General features: G+C 62.4%; 18 protein-coding genes. 13 read left to right on the top strand and 5 right to left on the bottom strand.

Translation table 11 applies throughout. The features are described from left to right. The first annotated feature begins 233 nt into the window (after positions 1–233). Together KZO25_RS05805 and KZO25_RS05810 are read left to right on the top strand one after the other, a co-directional pair. A complete protein-coding gene (locus KZO25_RS05805) occupies positions 234–1,499 on the top strand; it encodes a phospholipase D-like domain-containing protein (protein WP_223136258.1) in 1,266 nt (421 codons plus the stop codon). A gap of 203 nt (positions 1,500–1,702) precedes the next feature. Next, on the top strand, positions 1,703–1,882 hold the full coding sequence (locus KZO25_RS05810; protein ID WP_066444883.1) for a CsbD family protein: 180 nt from the start codon (positions 1,703–1,705) through the stop codon (positions 1,880–1,882). Positions 1,883–2,003: 121 nt separating this feature from the next. Here KZO25_RS05810 and KZO25_RS05815 read toward each other — a convergent pair whose 3' ends face one another. Beyond that, complete coding sequence (locus KZO25_RS05815; protein ID WP_144439602.1) at positions 2,004–2,246, bottom strand: hypothetical protein; 243 nt, start codon at positions 2,244–2,246, stop codon at positions 2,004–2,006. 349 nt (positions 2,247–2,595) lie between these two features. Here KZO25_RS05815 and nadA point away from each other — a divergent pair, with 349 nt between their 5' ends. After that, positions 2,596–3,624, top strand: coding sequence for a quinolinate synthase NadA (gene nadA, locus KZO25_RS05820; protein WP_223136259.1), 1,029 nt, complete (start codon positions 2,596–2,598; stop codon positions 3,622–3,624). Positions 3,625–3,826: 202 nt separating this feature from the next. Here nadA and KZO25_RS05825 read toward each other — a convergent pair whose 3' ends face one another. Beyond that, on the bottom strand, positions 3,827–5,275 hold the full coding sequence (locus KZO25_RS05825; RefSeq protein ID WP_223136260.1) for a M48 family metalloprotease: 1,449 nt from the start codon (positions 5,273–5,275) through the stop codon (positions 3,827–3,829). Between the two features lie 139 nt (positions 5,276–5,414). Here KZO25_RS05825 and KZO25_RS05830 point away from each other — a divergent pair, with 139 nt between their 5' ends. Continuing rightward, the gene (locus KZO25_RS05830; RefSeq protein ID WP_066444901.1) at positions 5,415–5,663 is read left to right on the top strand and encodes a sulfurtransferase TusA family protein; all 249 of its coding nucleotides are present in this window, start codon (positions 5,415–5,417) and stop codon (positions 5,661–5,663) included. Next, positions 5,660–6,763 carry an AI-2E family transporter gene (locus KZO25_RS05835; RefSeq protein ID WP_066444904.1) on the top strand — a complete coding sequence of 368 codons (1,104 nt, stop codon included), beginning with the start codon at positions 5,660–5,662 and terminating at the stop codon, positions 6,761–6,763. The genes KZO25_RS05830 and KZO25_RS05835 overlap by 4 nt, the downstream gene beginning before the upstream one ends. Positions 6,764–6,825: 62 nt before the next feature. Here the strand turns inward: KZO25_RS05835 and KZO25_RS05840 are convergent, their stop codons facing one another. Further along, entirely contained in the window at positions 6,826–7,302 is a 477-nt protein-coding gene (locus tag KZO25_RS05840; protein WP_223136261.1) for a peroxiredoxin, read from the bottom strand. A gap of 180 nt (positions 7,303–7,482) precedes the next feature. Between KZO25_RS05840 and dapA the strand changes: the two genes are divergently transcribed. Genes dapA through purC form a run of 4 tightly spaced genes read left to right on the top strand, consistent with a single transcriptional unit; the run spans position 7,483 to position 10,966 of the window. After that, positions 7,483–8,367, top strand: coding sequence for a 4-hydroxy-tetrahydrodipicolinate synthase (gene dapA / locus KZO25_RS05845; RefSeq protein WP_066444910.1), 885 nt, complete (start codon positions 7,483–7,485; stop codon positions 8,365–8,367). Positions 8,368–8,424: 57 nt separating this feature from the next. Beyond that, positions 8,425–9,393: a lipoprotein, NlpB gene (locus tag KZO25_RS05850; protein ID WP_262488861.1), complete on the top strand. Its 969-nt coding sequence runs from the start codon at positions 8,425–8,427 to the stop codon at positions 9,391–9,393. Further along, positions 9,393–10,208, top strand: a complete 816-nt coding sequence (locus KZO25_RS05855) for an MBL fold metallo-hydrolase (protein ID WP_223136262.1) — start codon at positions 9,393–9,395, stop codon at positions 10,206–10,208. Before KZO25_RS05850 ends, KZO25_RS05855 begins: the two co-directional genes overlap by 1 nt. A gap of 44 nt (positions 10,209–10,252) precedes the next feature. Further along, on the top strand, positions 10,253–10,966 hold the full coding sequence (gene purC / locus KZO25_RS05860; protein WP_223136263.1) for a phosphoribosylaminoimidazolesuccinocarboxamide synthase: 714 nt from the start codon (positions 10,253–10,255) through the stop codon (positions 10,964–10,966). Positions 10,967–11,054: 88 nt separating this feature from the next. On the opposite strand, the gene tsaA is transcribed toward purC, so the two are convergent. Continuing rightward, positions 11,055–11,792: a tRNA (N6-threonylcarbamoyladenosine(37)-N6)-methyltransferase TrmO gene (tsaA, locus tag KZO25_RS05865; RefSeq protein WP_262488862.1), complete on the bottom strand. Its 738-nt coding sequence runs from the start codon at positions 11,790–11,792 to the stop codon at positions 11,055–11,057. A gap of 95 nt (positions 11,793–11,887) precedes the next feature. Here tsaA and KZO25_RS05870 point away from each other — a divergent pair, with 95 nt between their 5' ends. After that, entirely contained in the window at positions 11,888–12,415 is a 528-nt protein-coding gene (locus tag KZO25_RS05870) for a GNAT family N-acetyltransferase (RefSeq protein ID WP_066452194.1), read from the top strand. Between the two features lie 76 nt (positions 12,416–12,491). On the opposite strand, the gene nadC is transcribed toward KZO25_RS05870, so the two are convergent. Beyond that, on the bottom strand, positions 12,492–13,346 hold the full coding sequence (gene nadC / locus KZO25_RS05875; RefSeq protein WP_066444926.1) for a carboxylating nicotinate-nucleotide diphosphorylase: 855 nt from the start codon (positions 13,344–13,346) through the stop codon (positions 12,492–12,494). Positions 13,347–13,437: 91 nt separating this feature from the next. Between nadC and ampD the strand changes: the two genes are divergently transcribed. From ampD to aceF, 3 genes are all read left to right on the top strand, one after another. Continuing rightward, entirely contained in the window at positions 13,438–13,989 is a 552-nt protein-coding gene (gene ampD / locus KZO25_RS05880) for a 1,6-anhydro-N-acetylmuramyl-L-alanine amidase AmpD (protein WP_223136264.1), read from the top strand. Between the two features lie 343 nt (positions 13,990–14,332). Next, on the top strand, positions 14,333–17,005 hold the full coding sequence (gene aceE / locus KZO25_RS05885) for a pyruvate dehydrogenase (acetyl-transferring), homodimeric type (protein ID WP_066444929.1): 2,673 nt from the start codon (positions 14,333–14,335) through the stop codon (positions 17,003–17,005). A 63-nt stretch (positions 17,006–17,068) separates the two neighbouring features. Continuing rightward, on the top strand, positions 17,069–19,099 hold the full coding sequence (gene aceF / locus KZO25_RS05890) for a pyruvate dehydrogenase complex dihydrolipoyllysine-residue acetyltransferase (protein ID WP_066444933.1): 2,031 nt from the start codon (positions 17,069–17,071) through the stop codon (positions 19,097–19,099). The last annotated feature ends 120 nt before the right edge of the window (positions 19,100–19,219 follow it).

A 19,219-nucleotide genomic window follows, 5' to 3' on the forward strand; every position in this document is an offset into this window, starting at 1 on the left:
GTAGCGCACCGACACGGCTAGCGTCCCGGCTGACACTACCGGCTCTACACTTCAGACATGAGGCGCCAGGCACGCGCGCGTTCTGTCCGCGCTGGCATATGGGGGTAACGGCATCACTTACAGCATGCTTGGTGCCGAATTGCTGTGCCGCAAATCGAACGCCGCCGGCATCCATTGACTGCGCTATTCTCCTTCGCGCGGTTGGAACGTCATTGACTGGGGGGCGAAAACCTATGCTCTGGGTTATCGGAGCCACTATTCTGGCCACTAGCCTGGCACTGGTGTTGCTGCAGAACTTCCAGACACCCGAGAAATCTCTGGAGCGCAAGGTCGAGCATCGCTACGCCGTTTCCGACCCGCAGTTTCGCCGCGAGATGTCCGTCCTGTTGGGTCCGGCAATAGTGGGCGGCAATCAAGTAACCGCGCTGCAAAACGGCGACGAGATTTTTCCGTCGATGCTGGAGGCCATTCGTTCGGCACAGACGTCGATCACGTTCGAGACCTTCATCTACTGGTCAGGTGACATTGGTGAAGCGTTCTCGAAAGCGCTCTCCGAACGTGCCCGCGCGGGCGTGCCGGTTCGCGTCACCATCGACTGGGTCGGCAGCAACAAGATGGAGCAGTCGCTGTTGGACTCCATGCAGGCCGCCGGTGTGCAGCTGTATCGATATCGGCCGCTGCACTGGTACAACGTTGGCCGGATGAACAACCGTACCCATCGCAAGCTGCTGGTGGTCGATGGCCGCATCGGGTTCACCGGAGGGGTAGGCATCGCGGATCAGTGGAGTGGCGACGGTGGCGATCCCGAAAGCTGGCGGGACACGCACTTCCGGTTTGAAGGGCCGGTGGTGGCGCAGTTGCAAGCGGCCTTCAATGACAACTGGATCAAGACCACTGGCCAGGTGCTGAACGGCCCGAGCTACTTTCCGGCCCTTCAGGAAGGGGGCGAGATGGACGCGCACGTCTTTGTTGCCTCGCCATCCGGAGGGAGCGAGAGCATGCACCTGATGTATCTGCTTGCCATCGCGGCGGCCGAGGAGACCATCGACCTGGCGGCATCCTACTTTGTGCCCGACAGCATGTTAATCAAAGCCCTGATCGCCGCCCGTGGTCGTGAGGTTCGCGTTCGCACCCTGTTGCCTGGGCCGCACATCGATGCGGTGACGGTAAAGATCGCTTCCAAGTCGGATTGGGGCGCGCTGCTTGGCGCCGGTGCCGAAATCCACATCTATCAGCCAACCATGCTGCACACGAAACTGCTGGTCATCGATGACGAGTTTGTGTCGGTGGGTTCAACCAATTTTGACATGCGTTCGATTCGGCTCAATGACGAAGCCAGCTTGAATATCTACAGCAACGATTTCGCCACTCAGATGACCGCAGTGTTCGAGGCCGATCTGCTGTCGGCTGAACCGTATTCCCTTGCTGACTGGAAGAGCCGTCCATGGCGCGAAAAGCTGTCAGAAAAGATTCTTCTACCCATTAGATCGCAGCTTTGAAAACAGGGGAAAATTCAGTCCTGAGACCTATGTGCTGAGGTGTATATTGCCGGAGTTTTGTCTGAATAAAATCACCTCGCCTAAGTTTGGCGCCGTACGGACTATGCCCCGGGCTATAACTATATTAAGAACTCACCCTGAATCGCCATGAGTCCATGGTAAGAGGGTGAGCCCAAGTGCAGCGATCATCTGGAGGTCAGCTCATGAACAAGAATCAGGTCACGGGTCATGCGAAAGAAGCGAAGGGAAAGGCCAAGGAAGTTGCTGGCAAGGTGACGGGCAATAAAAGCACGGAGTACAAGGGTAAAGCCGAAAAGCAGGGCGGAAAGGCTGAAGCAAAGTACGGCGATATCAAGAGTGAAAGCAAAAAATCAAAGAAATGAACGATTAATGGCACAGTCGAAGTCCGGCTTGGCGGGCTCAACCCGTGGCTGAGCCACTACCGTAGGAGGCACTCCGATGAAATCGGCTGGCGCGCCCATCAAGGACGCGTCAGCCGAGTAATCAGGAGGGCACGTCGGAGACGGTGGCGTTGGGATCCTGACTCATCAGGTCATCGTCGCCTTCGGCGGCGCGGGGGGCAGGTTCATCTAGCGCCTCGTCGGGAGGTGTGGCAAGCGGTGCTTCCGGCAAGCGTTCCGGCTTGAAAGGATAGCCGTGCTGCTGTTCGCCTGGCGCTTGGTCGGGCCGGCGCGTGACTTTCTTGAACGTATTCGCGGGAGCGGGGGGCTGAATTGGGGATGACATGGTGGCCTCGCGTTCTTAACGGCTTTCACGATATCGTGAAGCATCGTTACCACGATTCTGGCACGACGTCAGGCCGCAGTCGGTGCGCTAACGCACCCTCGGCACCGGTTGTGAAAGCGCTTCGAGCGCCCTTGAACCTGGCGGACGAAGCCCGCATCCTATTTGCATGCCACTTTAATCTGGCCGGAACTGGCCAATACCGCACCGTTCTGGTCTAGAATAAGGGTATGGGTCGAAATAGCGAGAGACGCAATCTTGGCCCCAGGCGCATCGCCTGCACGGAGTGTGCAATTCGCGATGTACCCGATACATGCAGGGGGAGCCCCTGCCAGTCACAGTGGTAGACACGATGACGATCATGACTTCCCGAATTGATGTGCGCGAGCACCTTGCCCGCGCCTATTGCCCCACCCGGATTCCCGCCGAGGACGATGCGCGCGTCGCCGAGATCAAGCGGCTGCTCCAGGAGCAGAATGCCGTGCTGGTGGCCCACTACTATACCGACGACGCCATCCAGCAGCTGGCAGAAGAGACCGGCGGCTGCGTCGCCGACTCTCTCGAAATGGCTCGCTTCGGCGCGCGGCACGAAGCCGACACCCTGGTGGTGGCCGGGGTGCGCTTCATGGGCGAGACCGCCAAGATACTCTCTCCCGAGAAGCGGGTCCTGATGCCGAGCCTGGAGGCGACCTGCTCGCTCGACATCGGCTGTCCCGCCGACGAGTTCGGTGCCTTCTGCGACGCACACCCCGACCGCACCGTAGTGGTCTATGCCAACACTTCGGCAGCGGTGAAGGCGCGTGCCGACTGGGTGGTGACCTCCTCCATCGCGGTAGACGTCATCGAGCACCTGCAGGCCCGCGGCGAGAAGATACTCTGGGCACCGGACAAGCACCTGGGTGGCTATATCCAGCAGAAAACCGGTGCCGACATGCTGCTGTGGGACGGTGCCTGCATCGTCCACGAGGAGTTCAAGGCCAAGGGTATCGAGGACTTGAAGGCGCTCTACCCGGAAGCGGCAGTCCTGGTGCATCCCGAGTCGCCGGCCGCGGTGGTCGAACTTGCCGATGTGACGGGGTCGACGTCACAGCTGATCAAGGCGGCCAAGGAGCTGCCCCATGACAAGCTGATCGTGGCCACCGACCGTGGCATCTTCTTCAAGATGCAGCAGGCGGTGCCCGGCAAGACCCTGTTCGAGGCCCCCACCGCCGGTAGCGGTGCGACCTGCAAGAGTTGCGCCCACTGCCCTTGGATGGCGATGAATGCGCTCGACAACATGGCCGGCGCCCTGCGCGAGGGCAGCGGCGAGATATTTGTCGATGATGCCTTGCGTCACGCCGCCCTCAAGCCGCTGGAGCGTATGCTCAACTTCCAGAGGTAGCCAGCAAGAATGACTTCGAAGCAGGCATGCTCGCTTGCGCCGTGACGAAACCCTGACGCTCCACGAGCCGGACCGCGTCGGACTGGAACAAGGTCCCTCTTGCCAGTCCTCAATCGACATCCCTGTCGATTGACGCTGTCCGGCTCGTTTGCGTCAGCGTCCCGGCTAAACCGCTTACATGCCGCTTCTCTCCTTATCGCGGCTAGAACTTCTCCAGCGTTTCGCGGTAGCCCACGAAGTCCTCACGCCGCTGCGCGATGCGCGCTGCAGCGTTGCCATCGGCGCTTCGCTCGGCGACCTGCTTGGCTATGTCGAGCTGCCGAATGGCCTGGTCGATGCTGCCGGTCAGCTGCATATGCTCGGCTCGGGCCAGGTGGCCCCAGGCCTCGCGATCGCTGCGGCCTGCGGCCTCGGCGAGCAGGGTGAAGACCTGGGGGTCCTCCGGACGTCGCTCGGCCAGTTCGCGCAGGACGCGGTACGCCTCGTTGGGATCCCGTTGCAGCAGCGCTTCGCCCATGATGCGGGTGGCAGGCATGTAGCCAGGCATCAGCCTCAGCTGGCGTCGGCTTCGCTCGATGGCATCCTCATAGCGACCGGCATCGAAGGCGACCTCCGCGGCGCTGGCAGGAATCATGGCGAGGTCGGGTAGCTCACGGGCCAGGCCATCCAGGGCGGCGAGAGCGCTCTCGGTATTGCCCCGCTGGGCCTCGATCAGAGCGTCGAGATAGCGTCTTGCCGTATCCGGGGCGTCGTCCTGTGCCAGACGATTGACCGCTTGCTGCGGATCGCGCTGGTGGATCGTCAGCAGGGCGCGGGCGCGAATCAGGTGATAGGTTGGCCCGCTATTGCGAGACTCAGCGGCTTCCAGCTGCGAGGCTCGTGATTCGGCGTCGCTGATCCGGGATTCGGTCAACGGGTGGGTGAGCAGGAACTCCGGAGGGTTGCCGCCCTGGAGGCTGGCCTGTCGCTGCATGGCGCGGAACATGCGGACCATGGCCTGTGGGTCGAAGCCAGCCTGGGACATGGCTTGCAGGCCGATGCGATCGGCCTCTTGCTCGAAGCGCCGGGAGTAGCTCAACTGATCCTGTATAAAGGCCGCCTGTGAGCCCATGGCGGCGGCCACGCCGGCATCGCCGCCGCCGCTGGCAGCGATGAGCATGCCGGCCAGCATGGCCGCCATGGCGGGGATCTGGGTCTGCTCGGCACGGGCCTGGCCGCGTGCATAGTGGCGTTGAGAGAGATGGCCCAGTTCATGGGCCAGCACCGAGGCCACTGCATCTTCTTCGTCGGCGAAGGCGAACAGGCCAGCGTTCAGGCCAATGACGCCGCCCGGTACGGCGAAGGCATTGAGGGTACGACTATCGACCAGGGTCACGACCGTGCGGGAGCCATCAACACCGCTGTGGGGAACCAGGCGTGCCAGCAGTGACTCCACATAGTCCTGGGCGATGGGATCCTGCCACTGAGGCGCACGGGCGCGGAACTGGCGCAGCCAGGCGCGGCCCAGGCGATACTCTTCACCGCTTATGGCCTGGCTGCCGGTGGTCAGGCTGGGCAAGCCATAGTCATCCGCGGCGCTAGCCGGACCGGTAAGAGCAAGCGCCAGCACCAAGGCGCTGCCGGTCAGGAAGGTGCGGATGTTACGCAGCATGGCCAACCTCGTCATAATGGGGATCGAATGCTTATCCGACATTGATTCGACCTGTAAAGTGCCTTTAAATCTCAAGGGCTTTGACGTTCGCAAGAGCGTCACCCTTTTTGCGACAACCTGCATTCTCCCGGGAGTTACCATGGCTGTGCAACCAGATGACGTGCTCGACGCCTGCGGCCTGCCGTGCCCGCTACCGCTGCTGAAGGCGAAGCAGGGACTGGCCAGGCTCAAGGCCGGCCAGCTTCTTGAGGTCATCGCTACCGATGCGGGTTCCTGGCGTGACTTCGAGACCTTCGCCGAGCAGAGCATTCATGAACTGGTGGCGCGTGAAGAGCGAGGCGAGCGTTTTCACTACTGGATTCGCAAGGGCGAGGAGCCTGTTTCATGACCCTGCGTCAGGTCTTCAAGAGCTGGGTAGATCATTACTTCTCCGATGAGGAGGCAGTGATCCTGCTGGTCGTGCTGATACTGGGCTTCGCGGTAGTGATCCTGTTCGGTCGCATGCTGGCGCCTTTCCTCACCGCCCTGGTGATTGCCTTTCTGCTGCAGGGCGGCGTCAATGCCATGACGCGCCGAGGCGTACCCCACCTGCTGTCGGTGATCGTGGTATTTCTGGGGTTCATCGGCATACTAATGGCGTTGGCCTTCATCCTGATGCCGCTGATATGGAATCAGCTGGTGGGCCTGGTCCAGGAGACACCGCGGATGTTCGCCAGCAGCCAGCGCTGGCTGGGCGACCTGCAGGAGCGCTATCCCAATCTGGTGACGCCGGATCAGGTGCAGGAGTGGATCGGTGTCGCCGGGCGGGAGATGACCCAGTTCGGTCAAAGGATGCTGACCCTGTCGCTAGCCTCGCTGGGCAACGTCCTGTCGTTGATCATTTACCTGGTTCTGGTGCCCATTCTGGTTTTCTTCCTGCTCAAGGACCGCGACCAATTGGTGGCATTCACGCTCTCGCTGATGCCCCAGAAGCGTCACCTGATGACCCGTATCTGGCATGAGATGGACGATCAGATTGCCAACTATGTGCGCGGCAAGTTCATCGAGATCATCATTGTCGGGACCGTGACGTTCTTCACCTTTGCTTTCTTCGGTCTGCCCTATTCGGCGCTGCTGGCGGTACTGGTGGGGTTCTCGGTGCTGGTGCCCTACATCGGTGCTGCCGTCGCAACACTACCGGTGGCGGCGGTTGCCGGATTTCATTTCGGCCTCAGCGACCAGTTCCTCTATGTCTTGATTGCCTATGGCATCATCCAGGCGCTGGATGGCAATGTTCTGGTGCCGATCCTGTTCTCCGAGGCGGTCAACCTGCACCCGGTATCCATCATCGTCGCGGTGCTCTTCTTCGGCGGTGTCTGGGGTTTCTGGGGCATCTTCTTTGCCATTCCACTCGCTACCTTGCTCAAGGCGCTGGTCTACGCCTGGCCTCGTGGCATCCAGCAGCATCAGGCGGAGGAGGGCGTCGTCGAGGAGGTCGTGGAGAAGTGAGCCAGGCAACAGGATGAGAGGGCGGAGGGGCCTCCGCCCAGTACACCGGGCGGAAGCTGTCTTTAACCAGCGGCATATAGTGCCTGGGCAGCCTCGAGCACTTCATCGGCATGGCCCGGAACCTTGACGCCACGCCACTCCCGGGCCAGCTTGCCTTCCGCATCGATCAGGAATGTGCTGCGCTCGATGCCCATGTGCTCCTTGCCGTAGAGTTTCTTGAGCTTGATGACATCGAACAGCCGACAGACGGTCTCATCCTTGTCGGAGATCAGCTCGAAGTTGAAGGCCTGCTTGGCCTTGAAGTTCTCCTGGGCACGGATGCCGTCGCGGGACACGCCGAGTACGACCGTATTGGCGGCCTCGAAGTCGCTCATGCGGTCGCGAAAATCGCCGCCCTCGGTGGTGCAGCCGGGCGTACTGGCCTTGGGATAGAAAAAGAGGACCACCTGCCGGCCCTTGAGTTCGGACAGGGTGACTGTCGTATCGCCGGTGGCGGTAGCGGTAAAGCTTGGCGCGGATTGGCCGATGGCAAGCGTCATGTCGGGGATCCTTGGTTTTTGATAAGGTCTTGATTACACGCAATAGCGCCACGTCTGTCAAAGTCTCCGGTGCGTGCCGCTGTACAGCCTTCGGCCGCCTGAGTACCATTTACCCTTTGCATCGAGGGGCCTGCCGACAATTGGCACCCGAGAGCGGCATGAGCGGAGAGGAACGAGAGGATGATCACTGGCAGTATCGTCGCCCTGGCGACGCCGATGAAGGTCAATGGCGACATCGACTGGGAGGCGCTGCGCCGCTTGGTGAACTTCCACCTCGACAATGGCACCGATGGCATTGTCGCGGCCGGCACCACCGGTGAGCCCACCACCATGTCGTTTGCCGAACACTTCGACGTGATACGCACCGTGGTGGAAGAGGTCAACGGTCGCATCCCGGTTATCGCCGGAACCGGAGCCAATGCTACTTCGGAAGCCGTGGAACTGGCACGCTATGCCAGTGAAGTGGGCGCCGATTACTGCCTCTCGGTGTGCCCCTATTACAACAAGCCGACTCAGGAAGGGCTGTATCAGCATTTCAAGGCAGTGGCCGCGGGCAGTCAACTTCCGGTGATTCTCTATAACGTGCCGGGCCGCACCTGCTCGGACCTCTATAACGAGACCGTACTGCGCCTGGCTGAGGTCGACAATATCATTGGCCTGAAGGATGCCACTGGCAACCTGGAGCGTGCCGAGGATCTGATCGGTCGTCTCAAGGGCAGCGGTTTCATGCTTTACTCCGGCGATGACGCCACCGCCTGCGATTTCATGCTGATGGGAGGCAATGGCGACATCTCGGTGACCGCCAACGTCGCACCCCGGGCCATGCACGAGCTGTGCGCTGCCGCCGTGGCTGGCGATGCCGACAAGGCGCACCAGATCAATACGCGGCTGATGCCGCTGCATACCAACCTGGGTATCGAGTCCAACCCGATTCCAGTCAAGTGGGCCCTGCACCGCATGGGACTGCTGGATCCGGGTATTCGACTGCCGCTGACCTGGCTGTCCGAAAAGTACCACTCGACCGTGGGTGAGGCCCTGCAACTGGCAGGGGTGACAGACGACTGACGCTGCGACCGGACCCGATATCCCGACGCCCCGATTAATACGATGCAAGGTGGACGCATGAATTTTGCGCTGAAATGGATGCCGCTGGTGGCGGTTCTCGCCCTGGCAACCGCTGGCTGCGCACGCGATGGCTTCTATGATGACCGTAATATCGACTACGTGGAGGCCCAGCGCAGTGCGCCTCTGGTCCTTCCGGAAGGTCGCAATATCGAGCGCTACCGGGATGCCATGCCGGTTCCGGAGGCCACTGGCACGCTGCGTTCCAGCGAACGCTTCAGTGCGCCCAGCCCCGAGCGCCTGGTAGCCGGGCGTGCGACGGAGCGGGACTATGTCGAGCGCCGAGAAATCGGCAGCGACCGCTGGCTGGTGGTGGGGGCTGACCCGGGTATGGTCTGGCCTCAGCTGCAGGACTTCGCCCGTGCCCGTGGCCTGCAGGTTCAGGCCAGCGACGATACGCGAGGCGTGCTGGAGACCGACCAGGGCCGCCTGAGCGTTCGACAGGGCCTGCGCGAGGGTGACAGCGAGGTGCGCTGCGACCAGACGGGCCGCCCGGTCGCCGCCTGTCTTGACGCCCTGGAGCAGCACTTCAGTGCACGCAGCGCCACGGCTAGCGCCGCTTCCCTGGCCGGTCAGCAGATCGCTGCTGAGGACCGCTTGCGCCTGGAGCAGCGCGGCGATGGCGAGTGGGTCGTACGGATTCCGCTGGATATCGATCGAGTCTGGGCCGAGCTCAGTCACCAGCTTGAAGCCGACTTCTCCGTGGAGGATCGCCGTGAGCTGGTTGAGCAGAACCCTCAGAGCCATGACTTTCTGATCAACTACATGACCGCCTCCGAGCGTGATCGTGGGGTCGTGCAGATCATCATGAGCCCGGATGTACGACAGATGCCCCAGCATATCCGCCTGGCGCTGGAGTCCGAAGGACCCGAGCGGACAACTCTGCGCGCCATCAACGAGAGCGAGCGACGTTTCCTGGAAAGGGATGCCCGTGAGCTGCTGGAGCGGGTGGCAGGCCTGCTGCGCTGATGTCGCAGCTGGCTGCTGCTGACTCGCCGCCGGTCGTCCCGCTGCAGGGGCGGCTGCGGTTTGCGTCGCTGGGCAGCGGAAGCAAGGGCAATGCCACCCTGGTCAGCGACGGTGAGGCATGGGTGCTGGTCGACTGCGGCTTCGGCCTGCGTGAGGCCGAGCGCCGTATGGCCCGGCTGGATATCCATCCTTCCCAGTTGGATGCCGTGCTGGTGACCCACGAGCATGGCGACCACCTGCGCGGCGTGGGGCCGCTGGCACGACGCCATGGCGTGCCGGTCTATATGACCCCGGGCACCTGGCTCTCCGGGCGCCTGGGTGAGGTGCCGCAGCTACACTGGATCACACCGCAGTCGCGTTTCGCGATCAAGGGGCTGCTCATCGATCCGATTACCGTGCCCCATGACGCCCGCGAGCCCATCCAGTTCCGTTTCGAGGCGGCCGGTTGCCACCTCGGTGTGCTGACCGACCTGGGGCATCCCAGCGATCATGTGGCAGAGGCGTTTCGTGGCTGCGATGCGCTGATTCTCGAATGCAACCACGACCCTCACCTGCTGCAGACGGGACCCTACCCGCCGACGCTAAAGCGTCGCGTGGGCGGCAACTGGGGGCATCTGGCCAACGGCCAGGCGGCCACGCTGCTTGCCCGGCTGGGGTTGGATCGCCTGCAGCGTATCGTCTGCTCACACCTTTCCGAACACAACAATCGCCCCGAGCTGGCGCTCGAGGCGCTGACGCCACTGCTCGATGGCGATGCCTCCCGTCTGACGATTGCCGCTCAGGACCACGGGCTGCAATGGCAGGCGGTGAGCTGAGAGCCCCCCCTTTCGTCTTGCGATAACCCTTTCTGGAGACCCCCATGGAAAAGCGCCAAGAACTCTATGCCGGCAAGGCCAAGTCGGTCTTTGCCACCGATGATCCGGATCGTGTGGTCCTGCAGTTTCGCGACGACACCAGCGCCTTTGACGGCGAGCGCATGGAGTCGCTGGCGCGCAAGGGCATGGTCAACAACCGCTTCAATGCCTTCATCATGGGCAAGCTCGAGGCGGCAGGTATTCCGACTCACTTCGAGCAGTGCCTCTCCGACACCGAGAGCCTGGTCAAGACGCTCACGATGATCCCGGTGGAGTGCGTGGTGCGCAATATCGCTGCCGGTGGCCTGGTCAAGCGCCTCGGCGTGGAGGAGGGGCGCGAGCTCTCGCCGCCAACCTTCGAGCTGTTTCTCAAGAACGACGCCCTGCATGATCCGATGATCAACGAGTCGCTGGCGGAGACCTTCGGCTGGGCCACGCCGCAGCAGCTGGCCGAGATGAAGGCACTGACCTTCAAGGTCAACGCGGTGCTCAAGCAGCTCTTCGCTGACGGCGGCCTGCTGCTGGTGGACTACAAGCTGGAGTTCGGCCTGTTCAAGGGACGGATCGTGCTGGGCGATGAGTTCTCACCGGATGGCTGCCGCCTGTGGGACGCCAAGACGCGGGACAAGATGGACAAGGACCGCTTCCGCCAAGGGCTGGGCGGCGTGATCGAGGCCTACGAGGAAGTGGGGCGGCGGATTGGCGTCGACTTTACGTAGACGTTAGATGTCGACGACTCAGATGTTGCTGTCTGGATGTCACTGAATAAAGGGCCCCGCGGGGCCCTTTGTCGTTGCCGGCCACCGTTCAGGCCGGCACGATGTCGACCACCCGGATCCTGGAGGCCTCTGCGTCGTTATCTATCTGGAAGCGAACGTCCACGTCGCGCAGCCTTACCCCATAGACCCGTGCTTCGCCCCCCTGGCGCCCCGCACCGTGATAGGCAGGCCGCGGGTCCTGGGCCAGGACCTGGATGACCAGCTCGCGCAGCGAGGCGCCATCGGGCCGTGTTGCCAGGGCGGCTTCCGCATCGGCCGAGAAACCCACCGCAAGCCGTAACGGCGCTTCCGGTGCAAAACCGGCGCGGGCTTCGGGGCGTGCTTCCGCCCAGGGCAGGTAGGGCTTGATATCGAGCACCGGGGTGCCACTGACCAGGTCGCAGCCGCGCAGCTCGAGGCATACCCCGCCGCGGGTATCGATGTCGATCAGTTCCACCAGCGATAGCCCGAGGCGGTTGGGGCGGTGGGTGCTGCGGCTGGCGAAGACGCCGACCCGGGCATTGCCCCCCAGCCGGGGCGGGCGTACCAGCGGCGCCCAGCGCCGATCGGGGCTAAGGTGGAAGATGAAGGTCAACCACAGGTGGCTGAACTCCTCCAGTCCGCGCACGGCGAGGGGGTCGGAGAAGGGGGGGGAGAGCACCAGGCGGGCGCGGGCGGCCGGCGCCAGGCCCGGCTGTCGGGGGATGCCGAACTTGTCGGGGAAGTCGCTGGCGATGTGGCCAATGGGTTGCATCGCGAAGTCGGCGTCAGGTTGTGCAGGAGTCATGGCGCCGATTATGCCCACCATTGGCCGCGACAGCGAGCTTGTGTAACCTGCGTGCCGGGTTTGTCACTTACAGCAGGAACAACGGGGTGGAAACGATGACGACCACGGAAGCGCCATCGGCGCCTGCCCAGTCTCCACGGATCATCTATCGCCAGGCCATGGCCCGCGACGGAGCCGACCAGGCTGAAGTCTTCCACCATGCCGTCATGCAGGGCGCGGCGTCCCACTACAGCGTTAAACAGCGGGAGGCATGGGCGAACTCGCTGCCGCGCGAGGCGAGCGTATGGGGGGCGCGTCAGGCGCTCTATACGACGCTGGTTGCCGCCTGCGACGGTCGCTGCGTGGGCTTTCTCGAACTGAACGTTTCCGAAGCCCATATCGAGACGCTCTATGTCTGGCCCTCGCTGGCACGGCGGGGTATCGGCACGACCCTGCTGGTCCACGCCAAGCGACTGCTGCTGGAGCACGGCTGCGAGAGGGTCACCATCGATGCCAGCTTGATGCTGGCTGACAGCCTGCTGCGTCGCGGCTGGCAGGACCGTGGTGAGGAGTGGCTGGAGCGTGGCGGTGAGCGTCTTCCGCGTCGGCGACTGGAGAAGCGGCTGGTAGCGGTGGAAACCTGAGAGAATGGTACGGGGAGTGTCGCGCAACGCCTTGCGGTCTAAGCCGGGGCAAGGCGTCGCGGATGGGTTGGCTCCGCTAGGAGTTGCCCAGCTCGACGATGCGCATCGACAGGTCGATGGCCTTGATGTCCTTGGTCAGGGCACCGCTGGAGATGCAGTCGACGCCGGTGTCGGCGATGGCGCGCAGGGTGGTCTCATCCACATTGCCTGACGCCTCCAGGGTGGCACGCCCGGCATTGCGCTTCACCGCCTCGCGCATGTCGTCGAGGGAGAAGTTGTCGAGCATCACGATGTCGGCGCCGGCGGCCAGAGCCTGGTCGAGTTCCTCGAAGCTCTCCACCTCCACTTCCACCGGCAGGTCACTGGCGATACGGCGGGCGGCCTTCACCGCCGCCTCGATTCCGCCGCAGGCAGCGATGTGGTTCTCCTTGATCAGGAAGGCGTCATAGAGTCCGATGCGGTGGTTGTGCCCGCCGCCACAGGTGACCGCATACTTCTGTGCCAGGCGCAGCCCGGGCAGGGTCTTGCGGGTGTCGAGCAGGCGCACGCCGGTGCCTTCGAGCAGCATCGCGTAGTGGCGTGTGCGGGTAGCGGTAGCCGACAATGTCTGCAGCAGGTTCAGCGCCGCCCGCTCTCCGGTGAGCAGGCTGCGGGCGGGGCCTTCGAGTTCGAGAAAGCACTGGCCCGCTTCCAGCGGGTCGCCATCGGCAGCGCTCCAGCGCAGGGTGACGCTGACATCGAGTCGGCGAAAGAGCTCCTCGACCCAGGCCATGCCGCAGAGTACCGCCGGCTCGCGGGTGATCACCCGGGCGCTTGCCCACTGGGTATCGGGAATCAGCTGAGCGGTGATGTCGCCGGGGCCGACATCCTCGGCGAGCAGGTGAGCCGCGCTGGCGCGGATCTCTTCGATAAGGGCATCCTGATAATGCATGGCAGGCCTTTTCGGGTTCATGGAGCGCATGGGCAAGGAGCTGCAAGACCGTCATTATAGGGAACTACAGCGAGGGCGTCAGGGGAGCGAGATGAGAATCGACAGCGGCTGGTTACAGGGAGCGCGACAGGTGCCGTCACCGAATCAGGACAGGCGGCCCGAGCATGAAGTTTCGGCGGTGGTGCTGCATTCGATCAGCCTGCCTCCCGGCGAGTACGGCGGTGACCATATCGAGCGCCTGTTCACCAACCGCCTCGATCCCGACGCGCACCCCTTCTTTGCGGCCATTGCCGAGTTGAAGGTATCGGCGCACCTGTTGATTCGCCGCGATGGCGAGTGCGTACAGTTCGTGCCCTTTGATCGTCGTGCCTGGCATGCCGGTCGCTCCTGCTGGATCGAGGGGGGGCGTGCGCGACGTGCGCTCAACGACTTCTCCATCGGCATCGAGCTGGAAGGTAATGAGGTCAGTGCCTATCGGGAGGCCCAGTATCGAACCCTCGCGCATGCTGTGCAGGCGCTCATGGACGACTATCCTGATATCACGCCAGGGCGCATTACCAGTCACGCGCGTATCGCCCCGTTGCGTAAGGCCGATCCGGGGCCTGCCTTCGACTGGGCCTACTTCCGCCACTGCCTTGGCTGATTGGAAAGAGGAAATGCTGTGTCTACAGGAACATGGATCGAATCATACGGTAGTTTTATTACATGCGCTGTTTCAGCTGGGCGGTCTATGCTCAAGCGCGCCTAAGGGCTTGTGTTGCAATGCAATGTGGTTGTTATGGAAACTTTTTCCATTCTGTTTTAATTGGCAGGGAGGCGACTTTCCGGTATGTTCTACGCCATTAGTGGTATCCAGCGCCACGTTGTTCCGTAATTTCACTACAAGAGCCGCCCGGCGGCCCCGATTTCCCTGATCGTCAGTAAGAACATGCCCCACCTACCCGCTGGGGTTTCCTGACATCACATTGTCACTCGGAGAGACGTCTATGAGTCTTGAGGCAAGAGAAGATTTCGATCCGGTCGAAACCACGGAATGGATAGATTCCCTGGAGTCGGTCCTGGATCGTGAGGGCGAAGATCGCGCCCGGTACCTGCTGACGCGCCTGGCTGACCGGCTACGCCGTGACGGAATGCAGGCTCCCTTCTCGGTGACGACGCCGCATCGCAACACCATACCGGTGCATCGCGAAGCGCCCATGCCGGGCGATCTGTTCATGGAGCGTCGGATCCGCTCCCTGATTCGCTACAACGCCATTGCCCAGGTCATACGCAACAATCGGGCGAATCCCGGGCTGGGTGGTCATATTGCCAGCTTCATGTCGGCAGCGACTCTGTACGACGTGGGCTTCAACCATTTTTTCCGAGCGCCCAATGGCGACTTCGAAGGCGATCTGGTCTATATCCAGGGCCACGTGGCCCCTGGCGTCTATGCCCGTGCCTACCTGGAAGGGCGTCTCACCGAGGCGCAGATGGACAAGTATCGACAGGAAGTCGATGGCGACGGTCTCTCCTCCTACCCGCACCCCTGGTTGATGCCGGACTTCTGGCAGTTCCCCACGGTTTCCATGGGCCTGGGGCCGATCCAGGCGATCTACCAGGCTCACGTGATGAAGTATCTGGATTCACGTGAACTCAAGAACATGTACGATCGCAAGATCTGGTGCTTCATGGGAGACGGCGAGTGCGACGAGCCGGAATCCCTTGGCGCTATTTCTCTTGCCGGCCGTGAAAAGCTCGACAACCTGATCTTCGTGATCAACTGCAACCTGCAGCGTCTCGATGGTCCGGTGCGTGGGAATGGCCGGATCATGGACGAACTCGAGGGCGTCTTCCGTGGTGCCGGTTGGAACGTGCTCAAGGTGGTCTGGGGCCGGCTCTGGGATCCGCTGTTCGAGAAGGACAAGAAGGGCATCCTGCAGCAGCGCATGGATGAGGCAGTCGACGGCGAGTACCAGAACTACAAGGCCAACGGTGGCGCCTATACCCGCGAGCATTTCTTCGGCAAGTACCCGGAAACCGAAGAGATGGTCAAGCACATGTCCGATGAGGACATCTGGAAGCTCAACCGCGGCGGTCATGACCCCTTCAAGGTCTATGCGGCCTACAACGAGGCGGTCAACAACCCCAACGGCAAGCCTACCGTGATTCTGGCGCACACGGTCAAGGGTTACGGGATGGGCAGCGGCGACGGCGAAGCGGCCAACGAGGCGCACCAGGTCAAGACCATGGAGTACGAGGCGCTGCGCAAATTCCGCGACCGCTTCGGCATTCCTCTCACCGACGAGCAGCTCAAGGAGGTGCCGTACTACAAGCCGGAGGATGACTCCCCCGAGCTCAAGTACATGCACCTGCAGCGTGAACGTCTGGGCGGCTACCTGCCCCAGCGCCGCAGTGACTTCGAGGCGCTCGAGATTCCCTCGCTGGACGACAAGATATTCGCTTCCCAGACCGGCGGCTCGAAGGGCCGGGAAGTCTCTACCACCATGTCGTTCGTGCGCGTGCTCAATGGCCTGGTGAAGCACAAGAAACTCGGTAAGCAGGTGGTGCCGATCATACCCGATGAGGCACGCACCTTCGGCATGGAGGGGATGTTCCGCCAGCTCGGTATCTACACCTCCGAAGGCCAGAAGTACGAGCCCGTCGACAAGGGCCAGATCATGTTCTACCGCGAGGACAAGCAGGGGCAGATCCTCGAAGAGGGCATTACCGAGGCGGGCGCCATGTCGGCGTGGATCGCCGCGGCAACCTCCTACAGCAACAACAACCTGACGCTGCTGCCGTTCTACGTCTACTACTCGATGTTTGGCTTCCAGCGCATCGGTGACCTGGCCTGGGCTGCCGGTGATCTTCAGGCCCGCGGCTTCCTGGTCGGTGGTACCGCGGGGCGGACCACCCTGAATGGCGAAGGTCTGCAGCACCAGGATGGCCATAGCCATCTTCAGGCGTCCACCATTCCCAACTGCCGTAGCTATGATCCGACCTATGGCCATGAGGTGGCGGTGATCGTCCAGGATGGCCTGAAGCGCATGTTCGCCGACAAGGAGAACTGCTTCTACTACCTGACGGTGATGAACGAGAACTACGAGCATCCCGAACTCGACGAGCTGCCGGCCGAGGACATCATCAAGGGCATGTACCGCCTGCGCGAGGTGAAGGGCGACAAGGGGCACGTACAGCTGCTTGGTTGCGGCACCATCCTGCGGGAGGTCGAAGTGGCCGCCCAGATGCTCGCCGACGAGTGGGGGGTTGGCTCCGAAATCTGGAGTGTCACCAGCTTCAATGAACTCCGCCGCGAGGCACTGGGTCTGGAGCGTGAGGCATTCCTGAATCCGGGTGACGAGCCGGTAAAGCCGCACGTCACGCGCTGCCTCGAGGGTCGCGAGGGGCCTGTCATTGCCTCGACCGACTACATGCGCCTGTTCGCCGATCAGGTTCGTGCCTGGGTCCCGAACGACTACCATGTACTAGGGACCGATGGCTATGGGCGCTCCGACACTCGCGAAAAGCTTCGCCATTTCTTCGAGGTCGATCGTTACTTCGTGACCGTCGCTGCACTCAAGGCATTGGCCGACCGCGGCGAGCTGGACCGCAAGGTCGTCGCCGAGGCGATCAAGAAGTACGGCATTGATCCCAGCAAGCCTAATCCGCTGACCAGCTGATTCCGGTGGCCAGGCGGGCCCTGGGCCCGCCTGCTCCAGGCACGATTTGGAAGGAGCGCGACCTTGAGTAGCGAAATCATAAAAGTTCCCGACATCGGCGGCAGTGAAGATGTCGAAATCATCGAAATCGCGGTGTCCGAAGGCGACGTCATCGACGCCGAGGATACCTTGATCACTCTGGAGTCCGACAAGGCCAGCATGGACGTGCCCGCGCCCAAGGGCGGTAAGGTGTTGAAGGTGCTGGTCAAGGAGGGCGATACCGTTTCCGAGGGCGACGACATCGTCGAGCTCGAGGTGGAAGGCGGTGGCAGCGACGATGCCGGCGGCGAGGAAGAGGCCGACAAGCCTGAGCCCAAGCGTGACGAGTCGGCGACCAAGCAGGACTCCCAGGCAGCCGAGCAGAAGCCGGCGGCGAAGAAGAGTTCCGGTGGCGGCAAGCGCACCGTCGAGATCACGGTACCCGACCTGGGTGGCTCCAGTGATGTGGAGATCATCGAGGTGGCGGTGGCCGAAGGCGACGACATCGCGGCTGAAGATACCCTCTTTACCCTGGAGTCGGACAAGGCCTCCATGGATGTGCCGAGTCCCCATACCGGCAAGCTGGTCACGCTGACGGTGAAAGAGGGCGATACGGTTTCCGAGGGCGATGTGGTCGGGACCATGGAAATTGCCGGCGAGGGCGCTGACGAAGGCGGCGAGCCGGAAGCGTCGTCCAGCGAGGGTGCTGGCGACGAAAAGTCCCCTGAGGCCCCGGCCGAGGAGGAGAACGCCAGCAGCGGTGAGCCCGAGCGCAAAGAGATTCGTGTGCCGGATCTGTCTGGCGCCAGCGACGTGCCGATCATCGAGATGGCCGCCAGCGAAGGGGACGAGGTCAACGAGGAAGACCCGTTGATCACCCTGGAGTCGGACAAGGCCAGCATGGATGTACCGAGCCCCTACAAGGGCAAGCTGGTGGAGCTCACCGTCAAGGAGGGCGACACCGTCTCCGAAGGTGACTTGATCGGCTATATCGAAGTGGCCGGTGCCAAGCCGACCGCCAGCAAGGAGCAGAGCAAGAAGCCGGCCGAGCAGAAGGCGTCGGCATCTTCGGCAAAGGCGGACAAGCCTGCTCCGACGTCGGGCGGGACGCCGAGCCCTGAAGCGCAGATGGCAGCGCACAAGCCGCGGGACGGCAAGCTGGTGCATGCCGGTCCGGCGGTGCGCATGCTGGCCCGGGAGCTGGGGGTGGACCTGGGTTTGGTCAAGCCCAGCGGCCCGAAGGAGCGGGTGCTGAAGGAGGACGTTCACGCCTACGTCAAGCAAGTCATGAGCGGTAAGTCTCAGCCAGCGGCGCCGTCTCCGGCAGCCACGGGTGGTGCCGGTATTCCGCCGATTCCCGAGGTCGACTTCAGTCAGTTCGGCGAAGTGGAAGAGAAGCCCATGGGGCGCCTGCTCAAGATGGGCGCCACCAACCTGCATCGCAGCTGGCTCAACGTGCCCCATGTGACTCAGTTCGATGAGGCGGACATTACCGAGCTGGAAGCGTTCCGCAAGGCGATGAAGGCCGAGGCCGAGGCACAGGGCGCCAAGCTCACGCCACTGCCCTTCCTGGTCAAGGCCTGCGCCTTTGCGCTTACCAAGTTCCCGCAGTTCAACGTCAGCCTGAAGGGAGACGGTGAGACCCTGGTGTGGAAGAAGTATGTTCACATCGGGATCGCGGTAGACACACCGGATGGGTTGATGGTGCCGGTGGTACGCGATGCCGACAAGAAGTCACTGATCGAAATTGCCACTACCATGGCCGAGCTTGGCAAGAAGGCACAGACCAAGAAGCTCAAGCGCGAAGAGATGACCGGCGGTTGCTTTACGATCTCGAGCCTTGGCTCCATTGGCGGCACGGCCTTCACGCCTATCGTCAATGCACCGGAAGTGGCGATTCTCGGCGTCTCCAAGGCGCAGATGAAGCCGGTCTGGAACGGTAGTGATTTCGAGCCGCGGTTGATGATGCCGCTGTCGCTCTCCTACGACCACCGGGCCATTAACGGTGCCGATGCGGCGCGATTCACGGCCTTCCTGGCCGATGTGTTGACCGACATCCGTCGACTGTTGCTGTAAGCATTGGTTCGACTCCGCACACCGGCGGCGCCTCCTGGGCGTCGCCGGTGTTTTCGTCAGGCCAGGCCAGCCATAGGGAAGACCAAAGTGCAAGTTGTGAGTTAATTGGCTGAAAAGGCT

Origin of the sequence: Halomonas sp. ANAO-440 (assembly GCF_019915905.1) — a bacterium.
Taxonomy (GTDB): domain Bacteria; phylum Pseudomonadota; class Gammaproteobacteria; order Pseudomonadales; family Halomonadaceae; genus Halomonas; species Halomonas chromatireducens.

Bases quoted from the DNA above. Each gene is read 5' to 3' on its own strand.
- KZO25_RS05805 (WP_223136258.1), top strand. From the start codon at position 234: ATGCTCTGGGTTATCGGAGCCACTATTCTGGCCACTAGCCTGGCACTG.
- KZO25_RS05810 (WP_066444883.1), top strand. From the start codon at position 1,703: ATGAACAAGAATCAGGTCACGGGTCATGCGAAAGAAGCGAAGGGAAAG.
- KZO25_RS05815 (WP_144439602.1), bottom strand. From the start codon at position 2,246: ATGTCATCCCCAATTCAGCCCCCCGCTCCCGCGAATACGTTCAAGAAA.
- nadA (WP_223136259.1), top strand. From the start codon at position 2,596: ATGACGATCATGACTTCCCGAATTGATGTGCGCGAGCACCTTGCCCGC.
- KZO25_RS05825 (WP_223136260.1), bottom strand. From the start codon at position 5,275: ATGCTGCGTAACATCCGCACCTTCCTGACCGGCAGCGCCTTGGTGCTG.
- KZO25_RS05830 (WP_066444901.1), top strand. From the start codon at position 5,415: ATGGCTGTGCAACCAGATGACGTGCTCGACGCCTGCGGCCTGCCGTGC.
- KZO25_RS05835 (WP_066444904.1), top strand. From the start codon at position 5,660: ATGACCCTGCGTCAGGTCTTCAAGAGCTGGGTAGATCATTACTTCTCC.
- KZO25_RS05840 (WP_223136261.1), bottom strand. From the start codon at position 7,302: ATGACGCTTGCCATCGGCCAATCCGCGCCAAGCTTTACCGCTACCGCC.
- dapA (WP_066444910.1), top strand. From the start codon at position 7,483: ATGATCACTGGCAGTATCGTCGCCCTGGCGACGCCGATGAAGGTCAAT.
- KZO25_RS05850 (WP_262488861.1), top strand. From the start codon at position 8,425: ATGAATTTTGCGCTGAAATGGATGCCGCTGGTGGCGGTTCTCGCCCTG.
- KZO25_RS05855 (WP_223136262.1), top strand. From the start codon at position 9,393: ATGTCGCAGCTGGCTGCTGCTGACTCGCCGCCGGTCGTCCCGCTGCAG.
- purC (WP_223136263.1), top strand. From the start codon at position 10,253: ATGGAAAAGCGCCAAGAACTCTATGCCGGCAAGGCCAAGTCGGTCTTT.
- tsaA (WP_262488862.1), bottom strand. From the start codon at position 11,792: ATGACTCCTGCACAACCTGACGCCGACTTCGCGATGCAACCCATTGGC.
- KZO25_RS05870 (WP_066452194.1), top strand. From the start codon at position 11,888: ATGACGACCACGGAAGCGCCATCGGCGCCTGCCCAGTCTCCACGGATC.
- nadC (WP_066444926.1), bottom strand. From the start codon at position 13,346: ATGCATTATCAGGATGCCCTTATCGAAGAGATCCGCGCCAGCGCGGCT.
- ampD (WP_223136264.1), top strand. From the start codon at position 13,438: ATGAGAATCGACAGCGGCTGGTTACAGGGAGCGCGACAGGTGCCGTCA.
- aceE (WP_066444929.1), top strand. From the start codon at position 14,333: ATGAGTCTTGAGGCAAGAGAAGATTTCGATCCGGTCGAAACCACGGAA.